The sequence below is a fragment of the Salinibaculum salinum genome, assembly GCF_037645885.1.
Taxonomy (GTDB): domain Archaea; phylum Halobacteriota; class Halobacteria; order Halobacteriales; family Haloarculaceae; genus Salinibaculum; species Salinibaculum salinum.
Window position 1 is genome coordinate 19,738 of sequence record NZ_JBBENW010000015.1, and the last position, 15,472, is coordinate 35,209.

The following is a 15,472-nucleotide window of genomic DNA, read 5'->3' on the forward strand; positions in this document are numbered from 1 at the left end:
TGGTCCGCTCAGGTATCTGATTCGGGAGCAGACGCGGAGGAACTTCCGTGACCAGCGGCCATGATGCCGTCGCCGTCGTGGCTGACCGCGACACGTGATGGGATGCCGCCGTCGAAGGAGAACGTCGCCTCGTAGTCGATACCGATCATCTGCTGGGTGCAGGCGTTGTCACCTGTATCGCCGCGTTCGATCGTCACCACGTCGACAGCCAGCTGGCTGTTTTCGGCGTCGTACTCGACTGTTCCCAGTTCGGCCGTCGTACAGCCGTCGTTGCCGACGATTGTGCCAGTCACGGTAACGGTCTCGGCGTCCGTCTCGAACGACGCGTCGGCCGTCTGTCTCGGTTCACCGGATTCTGCCCTGGTCACGGAGAAAGAACTGGCCTGAAGTTCCGGTCGGTCGTCTGGTGTCGACTCACCGCCGTCGTCACCGCCGGACAGGATGGTGTCGCCGTGTCCGACGTAGGCCTCACTGGGCAGTCCGCCCTCGAATTCGACGGTGCCTGCGAACTCGATGCTGCCGATGCAGTCGTCACACGCATCGGCAGTCGACTCGGTGCCGACCACGATAGCGAGCCGGTCCGTCGCAGAGTCGTACTCGGTCCGTTCGAGCGTGGGTTCGTGACAGGGGTCACTCGTCGTCACGAGACCGGAAAACGAGACCGTCGTCTCGGCCTCGTCCATCGAGACGCTGGCGGTCTGGTCCTCACCGGACGAACAGCCGCTGTCGACTAGCTCAATCGTGGAGTCGACGATGCTGGGACCCGTCATGCCGTCTTCGTCCCCGGTGTCGGCCAGCACCGAGTCGTCGTGGGAAACGACGACGCGCGACGGGACACCCCCATCGAGGTCGACAGCCCCGTCGAAATCGATGCGCCCGACGCAGTCGACACACGTTTTGTCTGCTCGCTCCGTGCCGAGGTCGACAGTGAGCCGGCCGTCGTCGTGATTATATTTGACCCGAGAGATTGCGATGTCGTGGCACGGTGTTCCCGTCACGACGTGACCGGAGAAGGTGACGGCGTTCGATTCGGGGTCTATCGAGACGGTCGCAGTCGGGTCCTCGCCGGACGAACAGCCGCTGTCTGTCCGTTCGACCGAGGAGTCGACAATCGAAATGTCGTCCGATTCCGATTCGTCCGGCGTCGGCGTGCCGTTTCCCGTGTTCGCGTTGTCGTTTGCGTCTGCCATACAGCCCGCGAGCGTAATCGCACCGAGTGCGCTCGACCGGCGGAGGAACTTTCGGCGGTCCATATCCGAGAGATGCACCCCTATTTAAAAATCAGCAGCGGAGAGTCAAACGAGCGTTTGAGTCCTACCGCTGGATATCCCAGTTGCCGTCCTCGTCGATTTCGGCGACAGCGTTGAACAGGCCCTTGAGCGTCGCGAGCGTCTTTCTGTCGTGAGCCTCGGGGTCGATGTGGTAGTGACCGACACCGCCGACGGTTTTGACGCGTCCCGTGACGACGTGGAGAAACCGGAACGCTCGCTGTACGTCGGCGTACTGGAGCAGGGACGTGATCGAGTGGAAGGAAACGGCGATGTGTTCGTCGTCGCCGGACGCGTTGGCCATCCCCGAGAGGAGTTCGCTGAGTTCGATACCCACACCGGTCAGATCGGAGGGGTTCTCGACGTTCCGGACGGCCCACGACGAGTTGTCGATACGCGATTCCGACTGTCCGACTGCGACGATGCCGCCGCGGGAGGGGTCGGTCCCGACCCGTTCGTTCCAGCGGTCGACGAACTCCGAGGGGGACTCGGTGTACGTAACTGCCAGGACGTTCGTCTGCTCGGGCGGCGTTCGAGCGAGCAGTTCCATGCCAGCGTTTCGACCGCGGCTACCGAGCGATGGCGCTAAGAGGAGCGTGTTAGCAGCCCCATCCAACTCTGAGAGGTCAGGTCCGCCCGTATCCCCCGACTCGGCCCGCTCTGCCATAGTTGCACCTGGGTATGCGCCCCTATAAGAATGCTGATTGCCACTATCTCACTCCCTGGGTACGCGAATCGTAACCCCTTTAGTCAGTACCCCGTTACCCGTTAGTGAGTCCGGGTAGGGTAGTGGACTATCCTCTTGGCTTGCGGAGCCAGGGACCAGCGTTCAAATCGCTGTCCGGACGTTCTCTCTGCAGCAAATTACCGCGAGCGTAGCGAGCGGTCATTGCTGCAGGAGAACGACAACGGCGATTTGAGCAGCGAACGAGCGAAGCGAAGTGAGTGAGTTCAAATCGCTGTCCGGACGTTCTCTTCGTTCACGTCCGACAAGCCCAGCACTCGTTACACTCGTGCTGGACGCTGTCCGGACGTTTCTGCCGACGCAAACCACCGAGCGACTGCGTTACAACACCGCGTCAAGTACCTCGTCAACGTCGAACCGGACAGGGTCCGTCGCGGGGACACCGAGCGTCTCGCCGTAGGCGTCGATAGCCTCGTGTGCGGCGTCATCGGACAATTCCTGTGTGTTGAGCATCCCGGCGTCGACGCTCGTCTCACGGACTGGCTGGGCGACGTCTTCGTAGAGGGCGGCGTATTTGTCAACCGGCAGGAGTGGGTAGTCCTCGTACTCGCGAACGACCTCGCGGCCAGCAATGTGGGTCATGACGAGCGAATCCGGCTGTGCACCGTGGAGAATCGAGAGGGTGACTCCCGAGTAGGCGGGGTGAGCGAGTGCCCCCTGTCCCTCGACGAAGAGTACGTCGCGGTCGCCTTCCTGCTGGACGAGGCGTTCGACTGCGCCGGCGGCGAAATCAGCGACCACGCGGTCAATGGCGATTCCCCAGTCGGAGATCATGATACCGGTCTGGCCGGTCGGTACGACGGCGGCGTCGAGTCCGCGTTCGCGGGCGGCGTCCCGGAGTTCATAGGAGGCAGTCATCTTGCCGGTCGAGCAGTCTGTCCCGGCAGTCAGTACCACCGTCGCGTCGACGTCCCCGGCGGTGCCCTCTGCGACAGTGAGGTCCTCGGGCGGGCGGCGCACGTCCCGAATCGAGCAGCCGTGTTCGTCCGCGAGGCTGGCGAACTCCTCGTCGTCGGCCAGAAAGTAGTGGAGGCCGGCAACGAGGTCACAGCCACGCTGGAGCGCGGTCCGCACGTCGGGCCGCCAGGAGTCGTCGAAGTCACCGCCGATAGGAGCGATCCCGATGACGAGCGCGTCACAGTCGGGGGCGTCGGCCATCGATTCGACGATGGGCGCGTCCTGGACGTCGTCGAAGTGGTCACGCACGTGCTCGCCAGCGTGCGTGCGGTCGAGGACTGCGACGACGTCGTGGTCGCCGTAGCGGAGGATACCGGTGGCAGTCTTCGCGCGGTCGGGGAACTGCTCGTGGGCGAGAATAGCGACCCGCATACCGGCAATCCACCGTGAGCGTGGTTAAGAGTACCGTTCGTCCAGATGCAGGCCGTGCCTGCCGATGACGCAAGCGGGACCAACCGACAGACAGCAGGACACGGCCGCCCCCAGCGGGCGAGAGTAGGCTGGGCTTTCGCGGTCGCTCACACCGACTGGAACCGGACAGTCCAGAACGAGTCGAACGCCGCATCGAGCGCGTCCTCCGGGTCGCCGCTCGCACTCACCGCGGCAGTCACGTCGGCCGCCTCCTCGAACGCATCTAGCACTGTTCGCTCGCCGACGACGACGAGTCGCCCGGTGGGCCGTTCCTCCAGTGCTGCCTGACACCGGTCGAGGTGGTTGGCAATCTGCTCGTCGCGCAGGCGCTCGAACCGGGACTGGGAGAACCCGCCTTTCGAGTGTTGGCTCTTGAGGTCGCTGTCGAATCCGTGGAAGGCAGTGCGTTCGCGGCCGTCGTAGACGCCCATCGCGAAGAGGTCCGAACGCACGAGCGCGAGCGTGTACTCGCCGGTTGGCTGAAGCCACGTGCGGTCCAGCCGAACGTCCCCGCCCCACTGGATGAATGGGTCGGGAGCGCGGGGCACCGAGAGGCAGGCACCGAAGAGCCCGAAATCGTCGGTGACGGCGAGACAGGGCGCGGCACGCGAGACGAGCGGTGCGCGGTCGCCGAACGCCTCCCGGACGGCATCGGGCAGGTCGTGACCGTCCGTGACGTAGGCGGTAAGCACGCCTTCGGGTTCCGTTTCGACCGCCTCCAGTCGTGAAAGGAGTTCGTCGAGACGCTCGCCGCGGAAGCGGCGCTCGCTCCGGAACGGGATATCTGCCTCACCGGACTGGAGTCGTTCGACGCGGTCTTCGAGTTCTGTCACGCGGTCTTCGAGGCGGTTGACCCGCTCCTCTGCGCGCTGGCGCTCGGTAACGGCGTCGGCGCGCCGCTCCTGTTCGGCGTCGAGTTGCTGCTGGAGGTGGTGGTTTTCCTCCTCTAGCTCCTCGATACGCGCTTTCAGTTCGGTGCGACCGAGGAGGTCGTCGAGCATACCCGGACGGGCGAGCGGGACGGCCTTAAATCCAGCCGCCGACGGCCGCGAGCGGCGCGTCAGACCCCCGTCTGGCCGTCGGCAAATTCGAGCAGTTGTGCGGCCCGGTCGGCCTTCGCTAACAGCACCTCCGTGAGTGTCGGCGGATTCCGAACCGCCTCCGTGAGGATCTCTTCGGGGACAGCGAGCGTGTCGGCGGGCACCTGCTCGTCGCCGTGGACCGCGAGATGGGTCTGGCCCACCTTCATGACGAGCGGGTGGTCTGTCCGCTCGACGCCCTCGCCGTCCGTGTAGAGCTGTCTGTTGACGCGTTCGTGCTGTGCGCTGCACATCTTCGCCGTCTCGTCTGGTGACGGCTCGACGTACAGCCGACCGAGGTAGTAGCCGCGGGAGAACTGTTCGAACATGCGGTGCGTGTCAACGTTACCCACGATAACAGATAAGTCCTGCCCGGCAGACTTATTACGTCGAGCAATTCGAGTGCAGTGTCTGCCGCAACGCTTGCGGCCCGCGGATCTCAGGCCGCTTCGGCGGCGTCGAGGATAGCCTCGTAATCGGGTTCGTTGGTCGGGTCGTCGGCCACCCAGTTATAGGTGATTTCCCCTTCGTCGTCGATGACGAAGACGGCGCGATTCGCAATGCCGTACAGTCCCAGATCCGCGATGTCCATCTCCAGGTCGTAAGCGCGAATCGCGTCGCCGGCCATGTCGCTGACGAGGTCGAAGTCGAGGCCGTGTTCCTCGCGAAACGCGCCCTGGGAGAATGGCGAGTCGGCGCTGATACCGAGCAGTGTCGCGCCTGCCGACTCGAAATCGCCGAGGTGTTCCTGCAGTGCTACCATCTCGTTGGAACACGGTGGTGTGAATGCGCCGGGGAAGAAGGCGAGGACGACGGGGCCGTCGCCGATGTGATCTTCGAGGTCGAACGGTTCGTGGTCGCTGGTGCCGAACTTTGCGGTAAACGTCGGTGCGGTGTCGCCAGTGGATACCATCGGACAGAGTTACGAGACACTAACATAACAATCCAGTACCAAACATACTAGCCGCTACCTACGGGTCGACGGAAACCCCTTAGTTAGCGGCGCCCTGCCACGGGGTATGAACCGCATCTCGCCCGTCCCGCGGCGGTGGGCGCGTCTCTACCTCTCGGAGGCGTCGAATCTCGTGGCGTTGCTCGCAGTCAACGCCGTCGCGGTCCTGGTCGGGATTCGCTTCTACGTCGCGGAGATGGTCACCGTCTCGACGGCGCTGTGGCCGTTCTTTCTGGATTCGCCCGTCGCGCTCGCGCTCGCGATGCTCTCGCTTGCGACGCTGTTGCCCGCGGTCGGCGGTGGCCTCGACTCGGTCCCAGTCAACCTGCCACTGGCCTACCTGCACACAATCGCGTTCGTCTGGCTGGTCAAGATGGGGTTGTGGACCGCGCTCGCACTCGGTCTGGGGTTTGACCAGTACTATCCCGCACCGTGGGATTTCTTCGGCATCATCCTCACGCACCTGGCCTTCGTCGGCGAAGCCTTCCTGATTCCACACTACGGCCGGACGACCCGCGGTGCACTCGGTTTCGCGCTCGTTCTCGCGCTGGCCAACGACGTGCTGGACTACGGGCTCGGTCTCCACCCACCACTGCGGTACGACCCCACCATCGCGCTCGTTGCCGGGACAGTCCTCGTCTCCGTCGGTGCAGTCGTCCTGGCTGCCCGGTCACTGCCGAGACTTGACGTGCAGGCATAATAAACGCTCTTAGACAGTATAGCCAGTTCTCAGTACGGAATAAACAGTGCGAACGAAAGTTCGTTTTTATGCCAAAGAGGGCCATTGACAGAGTACAGAGCATGGAGGGTCGCCAGATTTCCCTGGTACTCGCACTCGCGATAGCAGTGGCGCTGCTGTTCGCGATGCCGGTCGTCGGGAGCGGGGTGGATGGCAGTCAGGCCGCACAGGTCGAGAACAACACGACGAGCGAGGAAAACAGCTCGTTCGGTGAGCAGCTCTCGGCGTTCATGCAAACGAGTGCGGTCGACGCCAACACGACCGTCGAAACCGGGATGTGGAACGCCGGCGTCAACGCCAGCGCCGCACCCGAACGGGACGTGACCAACCGAACAGCCCAACTCGAACGGGAACGGCAGCAACTGGCGCGGAAAGCGACGCAACTCCGGGAGAAACGCGACCGGCTTCCGAGGGTCGCCTACACGGCCCAGGCGAGTTCGCTCCGCGAACGGATACGGAGCCTCCAGGAGCGAATCAATGGAACGGAACGGACCGCCCAGCGGGTCGGTGTCAACGCGTCTGCACTCGACCGACTCCGGACCCAGACCGCAAACATGAGCGGTCCGGAAGTGTCCGCAGTCGCCCGAAACATCACCGACGCACCGCGTGGCCCACCCGCTGGCGTTCCCGGTGGTCCGCCGGGTGAGACGGGACCGCCGAACGACACGACCGGACCGCCGACCGACGACAACGCTACTGACAGACTGCCCTCCCGAGACGGGACCCCACGGGGAGTGACTGACCCGGGAAACGAGACTGGGCCGCCAGCTGGTCACCAGGAACCGCCGAACCGGGCTGACGGCCAGAATCAAACTGGTGTCGGTCCGGACGACAGACCAAACAGAACCCCGGCCGGGAACCAGACAGCGGGACCCGATAACAGACCAGACGGCGAGACGGACCCGCGTGACAACGGCCCTGGTAGCGATTCAGACGAAAAACAGGGGTCAGAAGCGAAGTCCAACTCGTCAACCGACGTCACGGACACGACGTTCGGAGCAGTCTCCTGGTAACTCTTCTGCAAAAACTTGTGTGAGCACAAAACTATCGTTAGCACCGCATTCAGCGAGTCTCTCTCATTCTGTCTCGACTGGAATGTCGTAGCTCTGCCGAAGTGGGTCGAGGTGTTCTCGCGCTGCGGCCGTCAGCGCGAACGTATCGTGGATGTCAGCGGGTGCGTCACCGTGGACGACCCGACCGAACGGCCCCGCAGCACTCGGATACGTTCGCGTGACGAAGTCGACGACCGCCTGGTTCACCTGCTGCCGTTCGAGAACCTGTTCGACGGTGTCGGCACCGACGTAGACCGAGTCGCCATCGACGAGGATGAAAGCGAACGGCCGGTCGTCGAACTGCGCGTCCAGAAACCGCTGGACTGCATCTGACTGCCACGGAATGAGTTTTACACCGGAAAGGCGTCGGCTCACTGCGTCCGCTGCAGACCGGAACACGCTGTTACTGCCGTCGTAGATGAGCAGCGATTGCGTCACACCTGAGATACTGGTTCGAGTCGCTTGACCCTTTCCGCTCCGGGCAATCACCCAGTAACCTCGTCTCGCGGAGTCGCTCTGCAGAGTGGTGCGAGCGAGTGGCCGGAACGGAGACCAAACGTGTGAGGGCGCGAGACTTTATTTACGCAGGACGTACCCTGAATTGCCATGACCCCCGACGGTAGCCAGTCCACTCCCCGTCCGAAAGCAACCCTGTTCTGTCCCTCGTGCGGCCACGAAGGACACGCAATCCACGGATGGGACGTGCGGACGGACTCGACATCGGGCGTGTCTCACCTGCACTGTCCGGATTGCGGCGAACACGTCCACGACTACGGACTCAGTTCGGTGTCGCCACCGACGGGCGGGTTCGCCGCCGAAAGCAGAGTCCAGCCCGCTGCCGACGACTGAGTTCTGTTCTGGAAGCTATCAGTTTCTGTTCGCTGCGACAGGTGCCAGCCGCTGCTCTGATTTCCGGGCCGACTGCCGATGTACCGGAGGGAAATATTTTTATACGGTGACCGCTAACGTTATGTAAATGGACTCCGCCGAGTTACTCGATTTGCTCGGGAACGCGAATCGCCGGCGGATTCTGCGTCTGCTCGCCCAGAAGCCCTGCTACGTGACGGAGATTAGTGAGTTCCTGGGCGTCAGCCCGAAGGCCGTTATCGACCACCTGCGGAAGCTCGAGGAAGCAGGATTAGTCGAGAGTCGGACCGACGACAGACGGCGGAAGTACTTTTCTATCGCCGAAAACCTCCGGTTGGAAGTCAACGTCTCGCCCTACGAGTTCGGCACGAAAAGCGCCTACCCTGCCAGTTCGGCCGTCGACATGACCTCGTGTCGGTACCTCAGTATCGAAGTCAATGGCACCGTCCCGGAGAACGGCGACGACGATGCCACGGACCTGCCGGAGTTGGCCGAGACGCTTCAGGAACTCGAGCAGTTGGAGAACGAACTGTCGCTGGCCCAGCGGTTCGTCCAGGGGCGACTCGCAGCAATCCGGGAACGGATCGCCGACGCCATCGCCGATACGAACCCGCGACTCGTGACTGAACTGCTCGCCGCGCTCGCCGAGGACGACCTCGAAACCGAGGCATTGAGCAAGCGGGTCGAGGCACCAACCGACGTCATCGAAGACGTGCTCGCAAAGCTCGAATCGGAAGGCGTCGTCACCCGTGAGAGCGGGGGCTGGCACCTCGGCGATTTATAGGTCGCGGGTCAATCCATCCCGGAGGTCTCGACCGAAGTAATGACCCAGTCCGCCAGCGAGGGCGCCTGCGGCGAAGCCGACTGCGACCAGCGGGAGGCCGGGGCCCACCAGTGAGAGCGCAAGATTCCCCAGTAGTGCCATCCCACCACCGATGATGCCGCCACTGAGCCCGAGTTCGACGTACCGGCGGGTCGACGTGGCCGTTCCGTACGCGAAGGCCGCGACGAAGATGCCCACGAGATTACCGACGATACCGAATGGGAGCACGCCACCGACTGCCAGTGCACCGACGAGCGTGAGGACGACCGAGACGACGAGTGCGCGACTGGAGACGACATCTCCCGCCCGCGACCGGAGTCGAGTGGCGACCCCGGCCGATTCCGTCTCTGCAGGCGCGTCGTCGAGCGACGTGACTGCGTCGATATCGAGGTCGAACTCCTCGTCGAGGTCGATTTCCTCATCGAGTTCGGCGTCGCGGTCGAGTTGGCGCTCCCCCTCTGCCATGTCCGTGTGTACGGCGGCCACAGACATTGGTCTTTGGTCGGCGGTCGAGACAGCCGAACGGATGGTTTCAAGTCCGGCCAGGCGGTATCCGAGCGCATGAACCCAGGCGACCGCGTCCGCGTCGACCGCGCGGGACAGACGTTCGAGGGCGTGATGCTGCCCTCCTCGACGCCCGACACTCTCGTCGTGAAACTCGACTCCGGTTACAACGTCGGCGTCGACCGCACCGACGCCGACATCGACCGACTCGAATCCGACGTGTACGACATCGAGGACGCACAGACCGAAGGCACGTCGACCATCGAGTTCGACGACGACCTCCCGACGATTTCGCTCATCTCGACGGGCGGAACCATCGCCTCGACGATCGACTACCGGACCGGGGCGGTGACCGCTCAGTTCGACGCCGAGGACGTGCTCCGAGCGGTGCCGGACCTCGCGGGACTTGCCAACTACCGGGGCCGCGTCGTCGCGAACATCCTCTCGGAGAACATGACCCCCGACGTGTGGCAGGAACTTGCCACCGCCATCCACGAGGAAATCGAGGCCGGCGCGGACGGCATCGTCGTCATGCACGGTACCGACACGATGCAGTTCTCCGCGAGCGCGATGGCGTTCATGCTCGATACGCCCGTCCCCATCGTCTTCACTGGGAGCCAGCGCTCGGCGGACCGCCCCTCCTCGGACAACGTGATGAACGCCGTCTGTGCCGTCGAGGCCGCGAAAAGCGACTGTGCGGAAGTGCTCGTCTGTATGCACGCCGACCAGTCCGACGACCGGTGTGCGCTCCACCGTGGCACCCGCACCCGAAAGAACCACACCTCCCGCCGGGATGCCTTCGAAACCGTCGGCGCAAAGCCGCTCGGCGAAGCCGACTACGAAACCGGCGAGACGCCCGAGATAACCTTCCGCCGGGAGTACGCAGAGCGCGGCGAGAGGGACCTCGCGCTCCACGGCGACCTCGAAACCGACGTGGAACTCGTCAAGTTCACGCCCGGAACCGACGCCAGCCGACTCGACGCTGTCGCCGACGCAGCGGGAATCGTCATCGAGGGCACGGGGTTGGGCCACGTCAACACCGACTGGATTTCGGTCGTCGACGACCTGACCGACGCCGGCACCCACGTCGTGATGACCAGCCAGTGTCTCGACGGGCGGGTCTGTGACCGCGTCTACGACACCGGCCGGGACCTGCTCGACGCCGGCATCGTCGAGGGCGAGGACATCCTCCCCGGTACCGCGAAGGTGAAACTGATGTGGGCGCTTGCCAACACCGACGACGTGGCCGACACGATGAGACGGTCACTGGCCGGCGAAATCACCGACCGTTCGGTCCCCTGGGAGTGACGATGGGCGACGTTCGGCAGGCCCGCGCCGACGACCACGACGCCGTTGCTGCGTTTACTGAGAGCACCTGGAGCGACCGCGACGTTGGCGACTACATTCCCGACGTGTTTCCCGAGTGGGTCGCGAGCGACGGCCCCGACCAGCGGACCGTCGTCGCCACCGTCGACGACGAACCCGTCGGCCTCTGTCAGGCGCTGTTGCTGAACGACGACGAGGCCTGGCTCCAGGGGATGCGCGTCCACCCCGACTACCGCGGCGCGGACCACGGCGAAGCGATGGTGACGGCCCTCCGCTCGTGGTGTCGCAAGCGCGGCGCGACCGTCGCCCGCAACCTCGTCTTCGGGTGGAACGGCGCTGGCATGGGACAGTCCCGTGCGGCCGGCTTCGACCCCGTCACTGCCTGCCGGTGGGTCCAGCTTCCGCCAGATGAGAGCGCGACTCCCGACGCATCAGTCGTCGACGACCCGGCGACCGCCTGGCGGTTCTGGACGCACAGTGACGCCCGCGGCGCGCTGTCGGGGTTGGCGCGCGCCACCGACGAGGCGTGGGCGCTCTCGGAACTGGACCGCAGTCGACTCGAAACGCTGGCCGCCGATGGCCGCGCGTTCGCACTCGCCGACGCCGGCACGCAGGCGATGACTGCCCGGGCTGGCACACGCGAACGCGACGGCGAGACGGTCGCCGAGTACGTCGTCGGTGCGTGGGTAGACGCGGCCGCCGCTGTCGAGTTGCTGAAAGCGATTCAGGCCGATGCCGGCACGTGCGGTGCGGACGTGGCACGCGTCCTCGTCCCCGACACGCCCCAATTTATTTCCGACGCTGCGACGACACGCTGTGAGCTCGGCGATACCACGGACTACGTGTTCGCGGCCGACCTCACCGGTCGCGAAGGGTGAGTTACCCGCCGCTGACAGGTGGGAAGAGCGCCAGTTCGGTTTCACCGTCGACGGTCGTCTCCCAGCCGTCGGCCTCGGCAAACGGGTCGCCACCATCGACGAGCAGTCGAACGTGGTCGTACAGCAACTCGTCGTCGTCGAGAACCTCCGCAGTCAAGTCGGGATGGGCCTCTAGCAGGGCGTCGAAGGCCTCGCGCAGCGTCGCTTCGCCCTCGATGTCGAGGGCTACTCTGTCCTCGCCCGCAGTCTCTGATAACGTCGCGAAGAGTCGCCACTCCATACCACACCTACTGGTCGCCGAGACAAAGAGCGTTCGCACTCCGGAGATCGCAACTCATTATTCAAGATATCGCCTGTCAGGCGGCGTCTCGCTGCTCGCGGCTCCTGTCCTCGCCGCTCGCTGTCCGAGACCCCTCCCGTTGGTCGGCGTCTCGCTACTCGTCAAGCCGCATATCCCCACCCGGACTGTCAGAGATGTCGTCCTCCCAGTCGGCATCACCCGACTCGAACTCCTCCTTCAGCTGCTGGAACGACGACGCACCGCCGCCTCCACCCCCATCGTCATCGTCGTCTCCATCCTCTTCGCTATCTTCTTCCTCATTGTCACCGTCCTCGTCGTCGGCCTCCTCGTCTTCGTCGTCTCCTTCATCGTCGAGTGACAGGCCCTCGTCTTCGCCCTCGTCGAAACTCAAACTCGCCAGGTCGTCGTCCGCATCGTCGTCGAAACTCAGGCTGTCGAGGTCGTCCGAACCAGACCCGCCGTCCGCTTCCTCGAAATCGAGGGTATCGTCGTCGCCTTCGTCACCGAAGCTCAGTCCGTCCAGATCGTCGTCCGCCTCCTCGACATCGAGTTCGTCGCTGTCGTCACCGGCACCGTCGCTACTGTCCGATTCAGCAAGGTCCGCACCCGCCTCGGCGAGTGCGTCGTCCAGACTACCCTCACCGAACCCCGATTCGTCGGTAGTGCTGTCACCAGTCTCGGCTGGCGCATCAGAACTGGCGGCGTCCTCGCGTTCCGGCGACTGGTCACCGTTCGCCGATTCACCCTCGGCCCAGTCAGCGTCGCCGGATTCGAACTCGTCTTTGAGTTGCTGGAACGACGACCCGCCTGCCTTCCCGGCGGTGGTGTCGTCGCTCCCGTCGCTCTCGTCGGACGCCGCGGCAGCCGGCGGGTCGAAATCAGCAGTCTCGGGTTCGTCGTCCGTGTCGGGCGATTCGTCTGTCTGCTCGGAATCGGTCTCCGGTTCATCGGCAGTCGTCGCCGCTTCGTCCGCCGCTCTCGTGGTCTCGGACTCACCGTCAGCGTCTGGCCGGGCAGACTGGTCCGTGGTAGATGGGTCCTCTGCGGGCGGGGCCGCTGTGGCTGCACCGTCGTCGGGCTGGCGTGAGTGGTGTGACTGCGTCGGCGTCGACGGACCACTCACCAGCGCGGGGTCGAGCGGGTTCGCAGCGACTTCCAGCCGCCGGAGTGCGTCGGGGCGAGCGATGGCGAAGACCACGTCACCGGGTGCGAGGACGGTCGAGGGGTCGGCCAGCGCCCGCGGCTTCTCCGCGTCGGGTTTGACCGCGACGACCAGAAGGTCGAGTGCGCCGATCGGCAGCCCGTGGAGTGGACTTCCCGCCTCGACAGTCACGGAACTGAACGTCTCGTCGGCCGCACGGAGCAGCGAGGCAAACTCCCGGTCCGGGCGGTCCTCGACGGGCAGGGTCACCAGCCGATACTCCGTTGTCGGGTCAATTTTCTGCGTGTCGGCGGCGTCGATAGCGATGGTGACGGTGTCCTCTGCGACGCCGCGCAGTTCCGCCGTCAGCACGCGGCGCATCGGGTCGGTCTCCCAGACCTGGACCAGGTCGCCCGCGCTCGCGGCGAACGCCGGGTCGGCGCGGATGGCGACAGCGTTGGTCGCCGGTGGGAGCGTCGGTCCGATACCGGCCGCGCGACTCCCGAGCGCGAGATACTCGACAGTCCCGTCGGCGGCGAGTTCGATGTCGACGTGGCCGACGCCGTAGTCTGTTTTGAGTCGCGTGACCAGACGGTCGCGGAGTTCGTCGACGGTGAGCCGCCGCGGGAACATGAACGTCTTGCCCGCGAGCGTCTCCTTTGTCTCGGCCGGAATAGGGTCGTAGCCGACCACGTCGTCGATGTCAGCCGGGAGTTCGACTGAGATGGCGCGCCCGACCGACTGGACCAGACGGCCAACGTCGCTCTCCCTGTCGTCGAGCCCCTCGTCGAGAAACAGTTCCGTTCCGAACCAGTCGCCGGCCCGGTGGCCGAGCGTCGCACCGCCAGCGCCCGCGAGGAACGCGACGATGTTGAACAGCGCGACTTCGATTTCAGTCGGTGCACTGCTCCCACCGATGACCTGCCCGAGAGCCGTCGTCGTGTTCAGGTAGACTGCAACGCCACTCAAACCGACGAGCAGAGCGAGACCGCGCGGAATCTCTTCGCGGACGTACCAGCGATAGACGAAGGCGGCAATCGCCGCGAGCGTCCCGGCGAAAATCGCCAGCCCACTCAGCTGTGCGATGAGTTCGCTCACCTGCGAGACGGTCACCATCAGTCGTCACCTCCCGGAACGCGGTCGGTAGTGCTGACCGCGCCCGAAAACGTCTCCAGTTCGTCTCGGGTTCCCACGGCGAACAGTTCGTCGCCCTCTTCGAGCGCGGTGTCACCGCGCGGAGCCACGATCCACCCCTCGGCGGTCCTGACCGCGAAGACGGCGACGCCGTAGGCGTCCCGGAGGCCAGCAGAGCCGAGCGTTTGTCCCACGAGAGCGCTTCCGGCACGGACCGTGAACCGACGGAAGCGCTTGTCCGCGCGGCGCAACAGCGAGATGACCTCGTACTCGCGGCGCGTCCCGCGGGATTCGACGACTACTTTCGCCCGGTCAGCCCGAAGCAGCGGTTGCACGTCGGTCCGCGTGACAGCAACGGTCACCCGACCCTCGCCGCCCTCGGTCGTCGGCGCACGGACTGGTTTCGGAACCTCCTCGCCGTCTGTCTCGTCCGGAATCGATGGTTCAGGGTCGCCAGCGACGCTGTCGCCGGTCGTCCGCTCGCTGTCGCCAGTGTTCGCACTGACGACGGTGCCACGGACCTGCGCGTTCGGCGTGATGACAGTCACCTCGTCGCCACGTGCCAGTCCAGTCGGGACGAGCCCGGAGACGGAGACTGCGTGGCGGTTGTCGCTGATTCGTTTCGAGAGTCCGGAGAACGGCGGGGCGGCGACCAGCGTCGCCCGACCGCGTTCGTCGATAGCGACCGACACGTCACCGAGGTCGTATTCCGTGGTGAGGCGGTCGGCCATCCGCTCTTCGAGTTCGTCGATGCGCAAGTCGACGGGGAACGTAAACTCGGCGTTGCGCAGGTCCGCGCGAAGCTCTTCCGGGAGTGGCGGATACCCCTCCATGTCCGCGACCTCGCCGACGACGCGAATCCGCACCTCGTCGCCGCTGCCGATGAGGTCGGCGAAATCCTTCGAGAGCGTCCGGGGTCGAAAATCAGAGAGTGAGAGTCGCTTGGGGAGTGTCGCGCCGAGATTGTCGCCGCGATTGTGGGCGTACATCGAAATCATGCTGACGACGACGATAGCGGTGATGACGCGGGGTGCATTGGGCGAACTCGTAATCGAGCGGTCCGCAAGTGCGAGCAACCCGCCGTTGACGCCGGCGAGCGCAATCGCGAGCGCGGCGACACCGAATCCGGGAAGCGTCACGTTTGTGACGTACTTGAAAATGAAACCAAGTGCCCAGGAGATGAGCGCGGGAACCATCCCGACCAGCAATCCAAGATAGATACCGAGCAGTATCTCCACGGGCAGCGACGCCATACGTTGGCACACGCAGCCCCACAGTAAAGGACTGTCGCACCG

Annotated in this window: 17 protein-coding genes and 1 tRNA gene; 7 read left to right on the forward strand and 11 right to left on the reverse strand. The window is 64.7% G+C overall.

Annotated features, from left to right (window positions below; genetic code table 11):
* Positions 1 to 8 precede the first annotated feature (8 nt).
* Positions 9 to 1,253 carry a hypothetical protein gene (locus WDJ60_RS13015; protein WP_340100948.1) on the reverse strand — a complete coding sequence of 415 codons (1,245 nt, stop codon included), beginning with the start codon at positions 1,251 to 1,253 and terminating at the stop codon, positions 9 to 11.
* A gap of 61 nt (positions 1,254 to 1,314) precedes the next feature.
* The gene (locus WDJ60_RS13020; RefSeq protein ID WP_340100949.1) at positions 1,315 to 1,935 is read right to left on the reverse strand and encodes a DUF7504 family protein; all 621 of its coding nucleotides are present in this window, start codon (positions 1,933 to 1,935) and stop codon (positions 1,315 to 1,317) included.
* Positions 1,936 to 2,043: 108 nt separating this feature from the next.
* On the opposite strand from WDJ60_RS13020, the gene WDJ60_RS13025 reads away from it, so the two are divergent.
* Positions 2,044 to 2,116, forward strand: a tRNA-Arg gene (locus WDJ60_RS13025).
* A gap of 218 nt (positions 2,117 to 2,334) precedes the next feature.
* On the opposite strand, the gene WDJ60_RS13030 is transcribed toward WDJ60_RS13025, so the two are convergent.
* The 4 genes from WDJ60_RS13030 to WDJ60_RS13045 all read right to left on the reverse strand — a co-directional run bounded on the left by WDJ60_RS13030 (position 2,335) and on the right by WDJ60_RS13045 (position 5,373).
* Positions 2,335 to 3,342, reverse strand: a complete 1,008-nt coding sequence (locus WDJ60_RS13030) for an N-acetyltransferase DgcN family protein (RefSeq protein ID WP_340100950.1) — start codon at positions 3,340 to 3,342, stop codon at positions 2,335 to 2,337.
* A 146-nt stretch (positions 3,343 to 3,488) separates the two neighbouring features.
* Positions 3,489 to 4,382 (reverse strand): Vms1/Ankzf1 family peptidyl-tRNA hydrolase, encoded by an 894-nt coding sequence (locus WDJ60_RS13035; RefSeq protein WP_340100951.1) that lies wholly within the window; start codon positions 4,380 to 4,382, stop codon positions 3,489 to 3,491.
* Positions 4,383 to 4,441: 59 nt separating this feature from the next.
* Complete coding sequence (locus WDJ60_RS13040) at positions 4,442 to 4,789, reverse strand: DUF5802 family protein (RefSeq protein ID WP_340100952.1); 348 nt, start codon at positions 4,787 to 4,789, stop codon at positions 4,442 to 4,444.
* Positions 4,790 to 4,899: 110 nt separating this feature from the next.
* Entirely contained in the window at positions 4,900 to 5,373 is a 474-nt protein-coding gene (locus WDJ60_RS13045; RefSeq protein WP_340100953.1) for a redoxin domain-containing protein, read from the reverse strand.
* A 106-nt stretch (positions 5,374 to 5,479) separates the two neighbouring features.
* On the opposite strand from WDJ60_RS13045, the gene WDJ60_RS13050 reads away from it, so the two are divergent.
* The gene (locus WDJ60_RS13050; RefSeq protein ID WP_340100954.1) at positions 5,480 to 6,112 is read left to right on the forward strand and encodes a DUF1405 domain-containing protein; all 633 of its coding nucleotides are present in this window, start codon (positions 5,480 to 5,482) and stop codon (positions 6,110 to 6,112) included.
* Between the two features lie 101 nt (positions 6,113 to 6,213).
* Entirely contained in the window at positions 6,214 to 7,164 is a 951-nt protein-coding gene (locus WDJ60_RS13055; RefSeq protein ID WP_340100955.1) for a hypothetical protein, read from the forward strand.
* Positions 7,165 to 7,227: 63 nt separating this feature from the next.
* Here the strand turns inward: WDJ60_RS13055 and WDJ60_RS13060 are convergent, their stop codons facing one another.
* Complete coding sequence (locus WDJ60_RS13060) at positions 7,228 to 7,641, reverse strand: hypothetical protein (RefSeq protein WP_340100956.1); 414 nt, start codon at positions 7,639 to 7,641, stop codon at positions 7,228 to 7,230.
* Between the two features lie 168 nt (positions 7,642 to 7,809).
* Between WDJ60_RS13060 and WDJ60_RS13065 the strand changes: the two genes are divergently transcribed.
* Complete coding sequence (locus WDJ60_RS13065; RefSeq protein ID WP_340100957.1) at positions 7,810 to 8,052, forward strand: DUF8106 domain-containing protein; 243 nt, start codon at positions 7,810 to 7,812, stop codon at positions 8,050 to 8,052.
* Positions 8,053 to 8,179: 127 nt separating this feature from the next.
* Positions 8,180 to 8,854, forward strand: a complete 675-nt coding sequence (locus WDJ60_RS13070) for a metalloregulator ArsR/SmtB family transcription factor (protein WP_340100958.1) — start codon at positions 8,180 to 8,182, stop codon at positions 8,852 to 8,854.
* Here the strand turns inward: WDJ60_RS13070 and WDJ60_RS13075 are convergent.
* Entirely contained in the window at positions 8,849 to 9,358 is a 510-nt protein-coding gene (locus tag WDJ60_RS13075) for a hypothetical protein (protein WP_340100959.1), read from the reverse strand. The two genes, WDJ60_RS13070 and WDJ60_RS13075, sit on opposite strands and share 6 nt — an antisense overlap.
* Positions 9,359 to 9,454: 96 nt before the next feature.
* Here WDJ60_RS13075 and gatD point away from each other — a divergent pair, with 96 nt between their 5' ends.
* Together gatD and WDJ60_RS13085 are read left to right on the forward strand one after the other, a co-directional pair.
* Positions 9,455 to 10,705, forward strand: coding sequence for a Glu-tRNA(Gln) amidotransferase subunit GatD (gatD, locus tag WDJ60_RS13080; protein ID WP_340100960.1), 1,251 nt, complete (start codon positions 9,455 to 9,457; stop codon positions 10,703 to 10,705).
* 2 nt (positions 10,706 to 10,707) lie between these two features.
* Positions 10,708 to 11,601, forward strand: coding sequence for a GNAT family N-acetyltransferase (locus WDJ60_RS13085; RefSeq protein ID WP_340100962.1), 894 nt, complete (start codon positions 10,708 to 10,710; stop codon positions 11,599 to 11,601).
* Position 11,602: 1 nt separating this feature from the next.
* On the opposite strand, the gene WDJ60_RS13090 is transcribed toward WDJ60_RS13085, so the two are convergent.
* The 3 genes from WDJ60_RS13090 to WDJ60_RS13100 all read right to left on the reverse strand — a co-directional run bounded on the left by WDJ60_RS13090 (position 11,603) and on the right by WDJ60_RS13100 (position 15,430).
* Complete coding sequence (locus WDJ60_RS13090) at positions 11,603 to 11,881, reverse strand: ubiquitin-like small modifier protein 1 (protein ID WP_340100963.1); 279 nt, start codon at positions 11,879 to 11,881, stop codon at positions 11,603 to 11,605.
* Positions 11,882 to 12,035: 154 nt separating this feature from the next.
* Positions 12,036 to 14,159 carry a DUF8167 domain-containing protein gene (locus WDJ60_RS13095; protein WP_340100964.1) on the reverse strand — a complete coding sequence of 708 codons (2,124 nt, stop codon included), beginning with the start codon at positions 14,157 to 14,159 and terminating at the stop codon, positions 12,036 to 12,038.
* The gene (locus WDJ60_RS13100) at positions 14,159 to 15,430 is read right to left on the reverse strand and encodes a potassium channel family protein (RefSeq protein ID WP_340100965.1); all 1,272 of its coding nucleotides are present in this window, start codon (positions 15,428 to 15,430) and stop codon (positions 14,159 to 14,161) included. The genes WDJ60_RS13095 and WDJ60_RS13100 overlap by 1 nt, the downstream gene beginning before the upstream one ends.
* Positions 15,431 to 15,472 lie beyond the last annotated feature (42 nt).